We start from the raw sequence: 12,242 nt of genomic DNA, 5'->3' as shown, positions 1-12,242 counted from the left end.
CGTCAGCTCTTGGCAGCCGGAGCCTTGGTCTTGGCTGTCTTGGCCGCAGGAGCGGGCACCGTCTTCGCGGTGTCGTCCGCGGTGGCGGAGACGGCGGCGTCCGCGCCCGGCTCAGCGGTGGGCTCCTCCGGTCGCACGCCGACGCCCAGCTTCTCCTTGATCTTCTTCTCGATCTCGTTGGCCAGGTCGGGGTTGTCCTTCAGGAAGTTGCGAGCGTTCTCCTTGCCCTGGCCGAGCTGGTCGCCCTCATACGTGTACCAGGCGCCGGCCTTGCGGACGAAGCCGTGCTCCACGCCCATGTCGATCAGGCCGCCCTCGCGGCTGATGCCCTGGCCGTAGAGGATGTCGAACTCGGCCTGCTTGAAGGGCGGGGCGACCTTGTTCTTGACGACCTTGCAGCGGGTGCGGTTGCCGACCGCCTCCGTGCCGTCCTTCAGGGTCTCGATGCGGCGGATGTCGATGCGCACCGAGGCGTAGAACTTCAGCGCCCGGCCACCGGTCGTGGTCTCCGGGGAGCCGAACATCACGCCGATCTTCTCGCGGAGCTGGTTGATGAAGATCGCGGTGGTCTTGGACTGGTTGAGCGCGCTGGTGATCTTCCGCAGGGCCTGGCTCATCAGACGGGCCTGGAGACCGACGTGGCTGTCGCCCATCTCGCCCTCGATCTCCGCGCGCGGGACGAGCGCGGCGACGGAGTCGATGACGATGAGGTCGAGGGCGCCGGAGCGGACCAGCATGTCCACGATCTCCAGGGCCTGCTCGCCGTTGTCCGGCTGGGAGAGGATCAGGTTGTCGATGTCGACGCCGAGCTTCTTCGCGTACTCGGGGTCGAGGGCGTGCTCCGCGTCCACGAAGGCGACCTGGCCGCCTGCCTTCTGCGCGTTCGCCACCGCGTGCAGCGTCAGGGTCGTCTTACCGGAGGACTCCGGGCCGTACACCTCCACGACGCGGCCACGCGGCAGGCCGCCGACGCCGAGGGCGACGTCGAGTGCGGTCGACCCGGTGGGGATGACCTCGATGGGCTCGTTCGGCCGCTCGCCGAGGCGCATCACGGCGCCCTTGCCGAATTGCCGTTCAATCTGTGCGAGCGCGGCGTCGAGCGCCTTCTCGCGGTCGGTTCCTGCCATGGGTTCCACCCGGTTTGCTTGAGTCGATCGCTTCACGTCAAAGACGCTAACGCCTGCCACTGACAATGCGCCCCGACGCCCGTCCGGCCTGTGGATAACTCGGGTGCATCTCCGTCAAAACCATGCCGAATTACCCGTCGAGAGCTTCGCCGGAGCCTCCATGAGAATGGATGTTCGATTTTCGTGTCAAGCGCACCATGCGACACCTCCGAGACTACGTCCGCGGTCCGACAACAGGCCGGACTCCGCGCCATGCGGCCGCCGTTCGTGCCTGCGTCCCGTCCGGCTACTCCTCGCGGCGTACGGCGGGTGTCTTCGGCCGGACGACGACCGGAGAGGGCGGTCTCGCGAGGCTGAGGGCATGGCGACCAAGAAGCCCATCCGAGAGGGCGGCAGGGCAGCACGCGGCAACCACGCCCTGGACTGGAGTGCGGGCCCGATGACAGCTTCCACGCCGCCGACGCGGCCGTCGGCCCCAATGGCCTGGTGGTCGGGAGCGCGCCCGGCGGAGCGCCTCTGCCACGCCGTCGGTCTTCTCCTGATCCTCTCCGGCCTCGTGCACCTGGTGGTGTTCGCCGTCGACGGCGGCCCCTGGGACGGGCCCGTCTCCTGGCGCAAGCCCGTCACGTTCGGACTGTCCTTCGGGGCGACGCTGATCGCGGTCACCTGGGTGACGTCGTATCTGCGCATCGGTTCGCGACTGCGCGCTCTGCTGCTCATGGTGTTCGCCGCCGACTGCGTCGTGGAGGTCGGCGGTATCACCCTTCAGGCCTGGCGCCGGGTGCCCTCTCATCTCGACATGGAGACACCTTTCGACACCGCGGTGTCCATGACGCTCGCGGTGGGCGGTGGCGTCCTCGTGGTGCTGCTCACCGTGTTCGCTCTCGCGTCGTTCCGGCACCGGCCCTCAGGACCCGCGGGGATGGCGCTCGCGGTGCGTTCCGGCTTCGCGATCCTGCTCGTCGCGCTCGCTTCGGGCGCCGCGATGATCGCGCGCGGTGTGGTGCTCACCCGGACCGGGCACCAGGAGGCGGCCTACCACTCGACGGCCCCGCTCAAGCCACTGCACGGAGTCAGCCTGCACGCGGTCCTCGTCCTGCCGGTGCTGGCCCTACTGCTGTCCGGCACGTCCTGGAGCGAGCCGGTCCGGAGGCGGATCGTGGCCGCGGCGACGGGTTGCTACGTGGCTGCCGTGATCGGCGCCGGGGTGTGGGCCGTCCTCACCTACTGAACCGGTTGCGCCCGCTCATCGGATCGCACCTCAGGCGGAGGAACCCTCTCCGGCTTCCACCGCTTCGTCCTGTGCCGCCCCGGGCCGCCGCATCCACAACTGCCTCGCGCGCGTGAGCAGACCCGGCCCCGATCCCCCTCTCCGGTGCCCGTGGACACGAGGGTCGTCCGTGACGGCGTACCGCTTCACGTACGCCCCCAGGAACGCCTGCAGTGTGGCAACCGCCGGGATGGCGATCAGCGCGCCGACGGCACCGAGGAGCGCGGTGCCGGCGATGACCGAACCGAAGGCGACGGCGGGGTGGATGTCGACGGTCTTCGCGGTCAGCTTGGGCTGCAGCATGTAGTTCTCGAACTGCTGGTAGACCACGACGAAGATCAGCACCCACAGCGCATACCAGGGCCCCACGGTGAAGGCGATCAGCATGGGCAGGGCACCCGCGAGGTAGGTGCCGATGGTCGGGATGAACTGGGAGACCAGACCCACCCAGACGCCGAGCACGGGCGCGTAGGGCACACCCAGGAACTGCAGCAGGATGTAGTGCGCTATGCCGGAGATGAGCGCCATCAGGCCGCGCGAGTAGATGTAACCGCCGGTCTTGTTGACGGCGATCTCCCACGCGCGCAGCACCTCGGCCTGACGCGCGGGCGGCAGGACGGAGCAGATCGCGCGGCGCAGCCGCGGGCCGTCCGCGGCGAAGTAGAACGAGAACAGCGTGATCGTCAGCAGCTGGAAGAGACCCCCGATGACCTGGGCGGACACGTCCAGCACACCGGTTGCGCTGTTCTGCACGTAGTTGCGCAGCCAGTTGGAGCGGAGCAGGCCCTCCTGGACGTCAACGCGTCTGAGCTCGGTGTGGAAGTGCGTGTTGATCCAGTTGATGACGGAGTCGAGGTAGTTCGGGAACTCCTCGACGATCTTGATGATCTGGCCCGCCAGCATGGAGCCGAGCAGGGTGACGAAGCCCGCCGCCATGATCATTACGGCGAGGAAGACGAAGCCTGTGGCCAGCCCCCTGCGTATGCCGCGCGAGGCCATCCAGCTCACCGCGGGCTCGATGGCCAGAGCCAGGAAGAACGCGATGAGAATGTTGATCAGCAGGCCGGTGAGCTGATGGAACGCCCAAGTGCCCAGCTGGAAAGCCGCATAGAGGGCGAGGACGAGCACCACGGCACGCGGCAGCCAGCGCGGCATACGGACGCCCGGCCCGGCGGCGTCGGCCGGAGGCCGATCGGGCGGCGTCGTGCCGAACGGGGATGCGTGCTGGGCCGTCTGCCCGGCCTCGTCAGTGGGTGCCACGGATCAAGTCTCGCCCACTGGTCTGACAATCAACTACCGCCCTGCGATCTTCGTGACCGATCAGTGCTTCTCCCGCGGAACGTCCATGACCGTGCAGACCACGCGCCACACGTCCTTGGCATCCCAGCCGGCGTCCAGCGCCCCGTGCACCGTGCGACCGCCGAGCTCCGCCATCACATGATCGCGTGCGAAGGTGTCGGCGTATCCCGGACCGAAGTGATCCGCCATCCGCTGCCAGAAGACCGTCAACCGCATGCATCCAGTATCCCGCCCCTGGGGGTGGGCCTGAGCCGGGACCCCTTGCCGAGACCGCTTTCCGCCCTACGGTCTGACGCATGCCCGAAACAGGAGCTTCCCCACTGCCTGCCGCACCCCCGGCACGCTCCCCGCTCTTCCGCGCCGAGCACTTCGTGTGGCTCACCGCGCGCGTGCTGGAACAGCGCCTCTTCGCACACCACTTCCTGAACGGGGGCGCCGACCCGGTGGAGACCGCGCTGGACGCGTACCGCAACGAGGACGGCGGGTACGGCCACGCGCTGGAGCCCGATCTGCGCGGCCCGGTCAGCCAGCCGCTGCACACTGTGCGCGCCCTGCGTGTTCTGGACGCCATCGGGCGCTGTGGCGGACAGCGGGTGGAGCGCGTGTGCCGCTATCTGACCGCCGTGTCCACGACGGACGGCGCCCTGCCCGCGATCCATCCCAGCCAGCGCGGCTATCCGGCGGCCCCCTTCATGCCGATCGTGGACGACCCGCCCAGCGAACTCCTCACCACGGGGCCGGTGGTGGGGCTCTTGCATCGCAACGAGGTGTGGCATGCCTGGCTGTTCAGGGCCACGGACTTCTGCTGGCACGCGGTCGAGTCGCTGGAGAAGTCCCACCCCTACGAGATCGAGGCCGCCGTGGCCTTCCTGGACTCCGCCCCCGACCGTCCGCGCGCGGAGGCGGCTGCCGACCGCCTCGGCCGCCTGGTGCGCGAACACCGGCTCGCGGCTCTGGAGCCCGACCGCCTTGACGCGTACCCGGTCGCCCTCGGCTACGCGCCCGGTGAACACCACTTCCCGTACGACTACGCGAAGACGCCGAGCTCGCTGGCGCGCGCATGGTTCACGGATGCCGAGATGACACGCTCCCTCGACTTCCTTGCGGACGCGCAGCACGAGGACGGCGGCTGGCCTGTCCGCCGACGCCGGTGGGCACCGGGCACCGCCCTCGAGGCCCGCCCCATGGCGACGATCGAGGCGCTTCACACCCTCAGGGCGCACGGGCGTCCCATCGGCTGACCCGGGCGCCGTCACCCGCCCAGGGCACGCACCCCGGCGGTCGCCACGACGGCCGCCGCCACGACGAGCAGGAACGGGGCGCGCAGGAAAAGCGCCACGGCGGCTGCGCCGAGCCCTGCCGCCCGCGCGTCGAGCACCAGGGCGGGCCCGTCGGCGAAGGTCTGCTGGGCCGTGAGGGCGGCGAGAAGAGCCACTGGCAAGAGCGCGGCCAGACGCCTGGTGAGCGGCTTCTCGAGCACACCCCCGGGTACGAGCAGTCCTGCGAGCTTGACGGCGTAACAGCCCAAGGCGGTCGCGCCGATCGCGATCCAGGTGTTCAACGGTCTTCCCCTGGTACGTCGTTCTGGTGTGCTTCCTTGCGTGACGTGCCCCTGCGGCGACCCTCCGGACAGAGAACGGCGGGCGCTGCCAGCGCGGCCACCAGGACAGGCACGCCGGCGGGCAGCACGGGCAGCAGACCGAGCCCCAGAAGGACGGCGAGGCCGGCCACCGTGCGCTCGGTGGTGGTCTTGAGCATCGGCGCGAGCAGAGCGAGGAAAACGGCCGGTCCGGCAGCGTCGAGGCCCCATGCGTCGGTGTCCCCGATGGCGTCGGCGCCCAGTGCGCCGAGGAATGTCGTGAGGTTCCACAGCAGGTACAGACTGAGCCCGGTGACGGCGAACCCGATGCGCGTCGCCCGCCGCGTGGGCTGCGCCAGCGCGACCGCGGTGGTCTCGTCGATGACCCACTGGGCGGCGAACGGCCGCACCGCGCGCGGGAGGGCCAGCAACTGGGACAGACGGAGCCCGTAGAAGGCGTTGCGCACCCCCAGGAAGAAGGCACCCGCCGCTGCCGTGAGCGGGTTGCCTCCGGCCGCGAGGGCCCCCACCAGGGCGAACTGGGATGCACCGGTGAACACCAGGAGGCTGAGCGCGCAGGTCTGCAGCAGCGTGAGCCCGCTGCCGGCCGACGTCACCCCGAAGGCGAAGCCGGACAGTCCTACGGCGACGCCGACTCCGAGGGCGTCTCGTACGACGGCGGAGTCCGCTTTTCCTCCGTCTTCCTGACGTGTGCCTGCGAAAGCTGTCTGGTCTGCCACGCACCCGACGGTAGGAGCAGTCGCCCGCGCGCGTCTTGTACGTTCTTGCGCTCACGCCGGTACGCCCCAGGGGGCACGCCGACGATCCGGGTGAAGTGCCGGTTCAGATGCGGCTGATCGGTGAACCCGACGGCGACGGCGGTCTCCGCGGGCGTCGCACTGGCGTCCAGCAGGTGCCGCGCCCGCCGTACCCGGGCATCTGTGAGCCAGGCGTGCGGCGGCATCCCGTAGGCGTCCCGGAACGCCCGCAGCAGAGCGAACGGACTGGTGCCGAGATCGGCCGCAAGCCTCTCCAGGGTCGGAGGCTCGGCCAGCCGCTCCTCCAGCACTGCACGCGCGCGTGCCGCGATCCGGGCACCCGCCGTCCGCACCTGCCGCTGCGGCAACGACCCGCCATTGAGCCGCAGCAGCCTCGTCACAGCGCCCCTCAGCAGCGTGTCGGCGGCCAGCGCATTGCCGTCCTCCGCGGCACGCAGCACCCGATGCACAAGCCCCACGGTGTACGGATCGTCGAGCACCGGACTGACGAACCCGGGCGTCCCCCGGATGAACGTGGTCTCGGCCGCGATCTCGGCCACCACCTCCGGTGACGGATACACGGCCCCGTACCGCCACCCCTCGGGCACACCGGCCCGCCCGGTGTGCGGGGTGTCCGGATTGACCAGCGCCAGCGCCCCCGCGCCGACGTACTGATCGGCCCCCCGATGGTGAAAGACCTCGACCCCGTCGGCGATGGCAGCGATGACGAAGTTCCCGTGCGTATGTCGCACGAACTCCTTGCGGATGTACCGGGCCCGCAGCAGATCGACGCCGGGCAGCTCGGCGTACTGCCAGTGCCGAGCCAACTCCTTCCCCGAACCCGCCATACCCCCATTCTCCGCCGACCCGACAGAAAGTAGCCCGCCCGCACCCCCACCCACCCGCACCCGCCGACGCACGGGAGCGGGTCGCGGCGGTGCGGCACAGCCCGCCGCTTACGTCGTCCCACGGCCCCCTCCCGCACCAGGCCGATCTCCCGCGGGCGGCGGGCCGGCCGCGTCGACGCGACCCCGACCCACGACGACCCACATCGCGCCCGGCCCCAGTGCCGGCGCAGCGTCGCGCAGCGAACCCGCAGGCCAGAGCCATTGTCAGTGGGCGGGTGCAGGATGGACGCATGGTCAGCTCCGCACACCGAGCCCTCGACGGCTTCTCCCCCGCCACCCGCGGCTGGTTCACGGGGGCCTTCTCCGCGCCCACCGCGGCCCAGGCGGGCGCGTGGCAGGCCATCAGGGAGGGCTCGGACGTGCTGGTGGTCGCCCCCACCGGCTCCGGCAAGACCCTGGCCGCGTTCCTCGCCGCCCTGGACCAGCTGGCCTCCACACCGCCGCCCGCAGACCCCCGCAAGCGCTGCCGCGTCCTGTACGTGTCGCCGCTCAAGGCCCTCGCGGTCGACGTCGAGCGCAACCTTCGAAGCCCCCTGACCGGTATCCGCCAGGAATCCGTGCGCCGGGGCCTGCCCGAGCCCGAGGTGAAGGTGGGCATCCGCTCCGGCGACACCCCGGCCGCCGAACGCCGCGCCCTGTCCACCCGCCCCCCGGACATCCTGATCACCACCCCGGAGTCCCTGTTCCTGATGCTGACATCGGCCACGCGTGACGCGCTGACCGGCATCGAGACGGTGATCCTCGACGAGGTGCACGCGGTGGCGGGCACCAAGCGCGGCGCGCATCTCGCGCTCTCCCTGGAGCGTCTGGACGAGATCCTGCCGAAGCCGGCCCGCCGCATCGGCCTGTCGGCGACGGTCCGCCCGGTCGACGAGGTCGCGCGGTATCTCTCGCCGCGCCGCAAGGTGGAGATCGTCCAGCCGAAGTCGGGCAAGGAGTTCGACCTCTCGGTCGTGGTCCCGGTCGAGGACCTCGGCGAGCTGGGCGGTTCCCCGGTCGCCGACGGATCGGAGGGCACCGAGCGCCCGTCGATCTGGCCGCATGTCGAGGAGCGGATCACCGACCTCGTCCAGGCCCACCGCTCCACGATCGTGTTCGCCAACTCCCGCCGCCTCGCGGAGCGCCTGTGCAACAGGCTCAACGAGATCGCATACGAGCGGGCCACCGGCGAAACCCTGGAGGAGCACCACGCCCCGGCCGAGCTCATGGGCGGATCCGGAGCCGCCCAGGGCGCACCACCCGTCATCGCCCGTGCCCACCACGGCTCCGTCTCCAAGGAGCAGCGCGCCCTCGTCGAGGAGGACCTCAAGGCGGGCCGCCTGCCCGCCGTGGTCGCCACCTCAAGCCTCGAGCTGGGCATCGACATGGGCGCCGTGGACCTCGTCGTCCAAGTGGAGTCCCCGCCGTCCGTCGCCTCCGGCCTGCAGCGCGTGGGCCGCGCGGGACACCAGGTGGGCGCGGTCTCCACCGGCGTGGTCTTCCCCAAGTACCGTGGCGACCTCGTCCAGGCGGCGGTGGTCACCGAGCGCATGCGCACCGGCTCCATCGAATCCCTGAAGGTCCCCGCCAACCCCCTGGACGTGCTGGCACAGCAACTCGTGGCCATGACAGCCCTGGACACCTGGCAGGTCGACGACCTGCTCGCCACGGTCCGCCGGGCCGCGCCCTTCGCCTCGCTCCCGGAGTCGGCGTTCACAGCGGTCCTCGACATGCTCGCGGGCCGCTATCCGTCCGACGCGTTCGCCGAGCTGCGCCCGCGCGTGGTGTGGGACCGCGTCGCCGGCACGGTCACCGGCCGCCCCGGCGCTCAGCGCCTCGCCGTCACCTCCGGTGGCACCATCCCCGACCGCGGGCTGTTCGGCGTCTTCCTCGCCGGGTCCGACCCCAAGAAGGGCGGCGGCCGGGTCGGCGAGCTGGACGAGGAGATGGTCTACGAGTCACGCGTGGGGGATGTCTTCACGCTCGGCACCAGCTCCTGGCGCATCGAGGACATCACCCGCGACCGCGTCCTGGTCTCCCCCGCGCCGGGGGTACCGGGCCGGCTCCCCTTCTGGAAGGGCGACCAGCTCGGCCGCCCGCTGGAACTGGGCCGTGCGGTCGGCCAGTTCCTGCGCGAGGTCGGCTCGCTGCCCAAGGAGGACGCCCGCCTGCGCCTCCTCGCAGCGGGCCTGGACGCCTGGGCCGCGGACAACGTCCTGTCCTACCTGGACGAGCAGCGCGAGGCCTGCGGCCATGTCCCGGACGACCGCACCATCGTCGTGGAGCGCTTCCGCGACGAGCTCGGCGACTGGCGGGTCGTCGTCCACTCCCCCTTCGGCGCCCAGGTACACGCGCCGTGGGCACTCGCCCTCGGCGCCAAGCTCTCCGAGCGCTACGGCATGGACGCCCAGGTCATGCACGCCGACGACGGCATTGTGCTGCGCCTCCCGGACGCCGACCTGATGGGCCTGGACCTGCTCGACCAGGAGCCGATGAAGGCGGGCACGGAGTACGACGCCGACCAGGCACCCGTCGGCGCCGCGGACGTCGTCTTCGACAAGGGCGAGGTCGACCAGGTAGTCACCGACCAGGTGGGCAGCTCCGCTTTGTTCGCGTCCCGCTTCCGCGAGTGTGCAGCCCGGGCGCTGCTGCTGCCGCGCCGCAACCCTGGCAAGCGCACCCCGCTGTGGCAGCAGCGCCAGCGGGCCTCCCAACTTCTCCAGGTGGCCAGCGAGTTCGGCTCGTTCCCGATCGTCCTGGAAGCGGTCCGCGAGTGCCTTCAGGACGTCTTCGACGTCCCCGGGCTGGTCGAGCTGATGGGCGACCTGGAGTCACGCAAGGTACGCCTGGTCGAGGTCACCACCCCGGAACCCTCTCCCTTCGCCCGCTCCCTCCTCTTCGGGTACGTCGCCCAGTTCCTCTACGAGGGAGACTCACCGCTCGCCGAGCGCCGCGCCGCCGCGCTCTCCCTGGACTCGCGGCTGCTGGCCGAGCTGCTGGGCCAGGCGGAGCTGCGCGAGTTGCTCGACGCCGAGGTGCTGACCGAGCTGGAGCGGGAGCTCCAGTGGCTCACCGAGGACCGGCGCGTCAAGGACGCCGAGGGTGTCGCAGACCTCCTGCGCCTGCTCGGCCCGTTGACCGACGCGGAGCTGGCCGAGCGCGGCGCCGAGCCGCAGTGGGCGCAGGAGCTGGCCGGCGCCCGCCGCGCGATCAAGGTCCGTATCGCCGGCGCGGACCACTGGGCGGCGATCGAGGACGCGGGCCGCCTGCGCGACGCCCTCGGCACAGCCCTGCCGGTCGGTGTCCCGGAGGCTTTCACGGAGCCGGTGAAGGACCCCCTCGGCGACCTCCTCGCCCGCTACGCCCGCACTCACGGCCCCTTCACGTCGGCCACGGCGGCGGCCCGCTTCGGCCTGGGCGTGGCCGTAACGGAAGGCGCACTGCAGCGCCTCGCCGCGAACGGCCGTGTCGTGCAGGGCGAGTTCCATCCGGCGGGCATCGGCCAGGAGTGGTGCGACGCGGCAGTGCTGCGCCGACTGCGCCGCCGTTCCCTCGCCGCGCTGCGGCACGAGCTGGAGCCGGTGGCACCGGCAGCGCTGGCCCAGTTCCTGCCGCAGTGGCAGCACATCGGCAAGGGGCACGGCCTGCGCGGCGTCGACGGACTGGTGCGTGCCGTCGAGCAGCTGCAGGGCGCATCCGTGCCCGCGTCGGCCCTGGAGAAGCTGGTGCTGCCGTCCCGCGTCACCAACTACACGCCCGCGATGCTCGACGAGCTCACCGCCGCCGGCGAGGTCGTCTGGGCCGGCGCAGGGGCCCTTCCGGGCAAGGACGGCTGGGTCTCCCTGTATCTGGCGGACGCTGCTCCCCTGCTCCAGCCCCCGCCCCACCCGCTGGAACTGACCGCGCTCCACCAATCCGTACTGGACGCCCTCTCCGGCGGCTACGGCCTGTTCTTCCGCCAGATCGCCGACCAGGTCCGCGCGACCACCCACCCCGACGTCACCGATCCCCAACTCGCCGACGCCATCTGGGACCTGGCCTGGTCCGGACGCCTCACGAACGACACACTGGCCCCCATGCGCTCCCTGCTGGGCTCGGGCCGCACCGCGGGCTCCACGGCCCACCGCGCCAAGCGCAGCGTCCCACGCGGGCGTTACGGCTCCCTGACCGCAGCGGCCCGCCCCGCCTCCCGCAGCGGCCCACCGACCGTCGCCGGCCGCTGGTCCCTGCTCCCGGCCCGTGAGGCCGACCCGACGGTGCGCGCGCACGCCGTCGCCCGCACCCTCCTCGACCGGCACGGCGTGGTCACCCGGGGCGCCGTCTCCGCGGAAGGCATCGAGGGCGGCTTCTCGGCGACGTACCGCATCCTGTCCGCCTTCGAGGAGAGCGGCCAGGCACGGCGCGGCTATGTGGTGGAGGGGCTCGGCGCGGCCCAGTTCGCGATGGACGGCGCGGTGGACCGCCTGCGCGCGGTGTCCAACGCCCGCGACCGCGGCGAAACCCTGCCGCAGCCGTCGGCCGACGGCACACCGAGCGGTTTCCCCACCGACCCCTTCGGCTCGTCCCACGCCTTCACCGCACCCGGCGATCTCGGCGCCGGAACGCCCCACGGCCACACCCCCCACAGCTCCGATGATCCCGACACCTTCGACTGGACGGAAGGCTTCGACTCGGGCAGCGGCACCGCCCGGAGCGGGCACGGTGCCCGCCGAGACCGGCCCGAATTCGACATCACCGGCTTCGAGGACGACTTCGGCTTCCCGCCCGCTCGCGCCTCACGGGACGAATACGTCTCTCCGCGCGACCTCGCGTCCCCAGGCGCAGGCGGCCCCCGAAGCGGCCCCGGCTCGGCACCCGGCGCGTACGGCTCCGCTTTCCCCGATCGCCGCCCCCGCCCCACTCCCGACTCCAGAGCCGTCGTCCTCGCCGCAGCCGATCCGGCGAACGCGTACGGCGCCGCGCTCCCCTGGCCGGAGCCCCCGACCGGGGCAGGACACAAGCCGGGCCGAAAGGCGGGTTCCCTGGTCGTCCTCGTCGACGGTGAGCTGACGCTCTACATGGAGCGCGGCGGCAAGACACTGCTGGCCTGGCCCGCGGACCCGGAAGGCACCGCCACCGACGACCCACGCCTGCAGGCAGCCGCGCAGGCTCTGGCCGCAGCCGCCCGAGCAGGCTCCCTCGGCACCGTCACGGTGGAGCGGGTCAACGGCGCCTCGGCCCTGACGTCCCCCATCGGAACCCTCCTGGAAGGAGCAGGCTTCATCGCAACCCCGCGGGGCCTGCGGCTGCGGGCGTGACCGCAAGGGCCCCGCTCCCCGAGCC

At 71.6% G+C, this 12,242-nt stretch carries 9 protein-coding genes; 3 read left to right on the top strand and 6 right to left on the bottom strand.

Annotated features, from left to right (window positions below):
- Positions 1-2: 2 nt before the first annotated feature.
- Positions 3-1,127, bottom strand: coding sequence for a recombinase RecA (gene recA / locus ACWDAG_RS39520; RefSeq protein ID WP_450700384.1), 1,125 nt, complete (start codon positions 1,125-1,127; stop codon positions 3-5).
- 478 nt (positions 1,128-1,605) lie between these two features.
- Here recA and ACWDAG_RS39515 point away from each other — a divergent pair, with 478 nt between their 5' ends.
- Entirely contained in the window at positions 1,606-2,358 is a 753-nt protein-coding gene (locus ACWDAG_RS39515; RefSeq protein WP_450700426.1) for a hypothetical protein, read from the top strand.
- Between the two features lie 30 nt (positions 2,359-2,388).
- Here ACWDAG_RS39515 and ACWDAG_RS39510 read toward each other — a convergent pair whose 3' ends face one another.
- Together ACWDAG_RS39510 and ACWDAG_RS39505 are read right to left on the bottom strand one after the other, a co-directional pair.
- Positions 2,389-3,657 carry an AI-2E family transporter gene (locus ACWDAG_RS39510; protein ID WP_450700383.1) on the bottom strand — a complete coding sequence of 423 codons (1,269 nt, stop codon included), beginning with the start codon at positions 3,655-3,657 and terminating at the stop codon, positions 2,389-2,391.
- A 60-nt stretch (positions 3,658-3,717) separates the two neighbouring features.
- The gene (locus ACWDAG_RS39505; RefSeq protein ID WP_030947308.1) at positions 3,718-3,912 is read right to left on the bottom strand and encodes a DUF3046 domain-containing protein; all 195 of its coding nucleotides are present in this window, start codon (positions 3,910-3,912) and stop codon (positions 3,718-3,720) included.
- Positions 3,913-3,992: 80 nt separating this feature from the next.
- On the opposite strand from ACWDAG_RS39505, the gene ACWDAG_RS39500 reads away from it, so the two are divergent.
- Positions 3,993-4,937 carry a hypothetical protein gene (locus ACWDAG_RS39500; protein ID WP_450700382.1) on the top strand — a complete coding sequence of 315 codons (945 nt, stop codon included), beginning with the start codon at positions 3,993-3,995 and terminating at the stop codon, positions 4,935-4,937.
- Between the two features lie 11 nt (positions 4,938-4,948).
- On the opposite strand, the gene ACWDAG_RS39495 is transcribed toward ACWDAG_RS39500, so the two are convergent.
- From ACWDAG_RS39495 to ACWDAG_RS39485, 3 genes are read right to left on the bottom strand one after another with little or no spacing between them, the layout of a single operon-like run.
- Complete coding sequence (locus ACWDAG_RS39495) at positions 4,949-5,257, bottom strand: AzlD domain-containing protein (RefSeq protein ID WP_450700381.1); 309 nt, start codon at positions 5,255-5,257, stop codon at positions 4,949-4,951.
- Positions 5,254-6,015 carry an AzlC family ABC transporter permease gene (locus tag ACWDAG_RS39490; protein ID WP_450700380.1) on the bottom strand — a complete coding sequence of 254 codons (762 nt, stop codon included), beginning with the start codon at positions 6,013-6,015 and terminating at the stop codon, positions 5,254-5,256. The genes ACWDAG_RS39495 and ACWDAG_RS39490 overlap by 4 nt, the downstream gene beginning before the upstream one ends.
- Positions 5,916-6,881: an AraC family ligand binding domain-containing protein gene (locus ACWDAG_RS39485; protein ID WP_450700379.1), complete on the bottom strand. Its 966-nt coding sequence runs from the start codon at positions 6,879-6,881 to the stop codon at positions 5,916-5,918. Before ACWDAG_RS39485 ends, ACWDAG_RS39490 begins: the two co-directional genes overlap by 100 nt.
- A 290-nt stretch (positions 6,882-7,171) precedes the next feature.
- Between ACWDAG_RS39485 and ACWDAG_RS39480 the strand changes: the two genes are divergently transcribed.
- The gene (locus ACWDAG_RS39480; RefSeq protein ID WP_450700378.1) at positions 7,172-12,217 is read left to right on the top strand and encodes an ATP-dependent helicase; all 5,046 of its coding nucleotides are present in this window, start codon (positions 7,172-7,174) and stop codon (positions 12,215-12,217) included.
- Positions 12,218-12,242 lie beyond the last annotated feature (25 nt).

It is taken from the genome of Streptomyces sp. NPDC001157 (assembly GCF_053598255.1).
The sequence above is the reverse complement of the archived record's forward strand: the minus strand, read 5'-3'. Positions and strand labels throughout refer to the sequence as shown.

Coding starts and splice junctions, on each gene's coding strand:
- ACWDAG_RS39480 (WP_450700378.1), top strand. CDS start 7,172: ATGGTCAGCTCCGCACACCGAGCCCTCGACGGCTTCTCCCCCGCCACC.
- ACWDAG_RS39500 (WP_450700382.1), top strand. CDS start 3,993: ATGCCCGAAACAGGAGCTTCCCCACTGCCTGCCGCACCCCCGGCACGC.
- ACWDAG_RS39515 (WP_450700426.1), top strand. CDS start 1,606: ATGGCCTGGTGGTCGGGAGCGCGCCCGGCGGAGCGCCTCTGCCACGCC.
- ACWDAG_RS39505 (WP_030947308.1), bottom strand. CDS start 3,912: ATGCGGTTGACGGTCTTCTGGCAGCGGATGGCGGATCACTTCGGTCCG.
- ACWDAG_RS39485 (WP_450700379.1), bottom strand. CDS start 6,881: ATGGCGGGTTCGGGGAAGGAGTTGGCTCGGCACTGGCAGTACGCCGAG.
- recA (WP_450700384.1), bottom strand. CDS start 1,127: ATGGCAGGAACCGACCGCGAGAAGGCGCTCGACGCCGCGCTCGCACAG.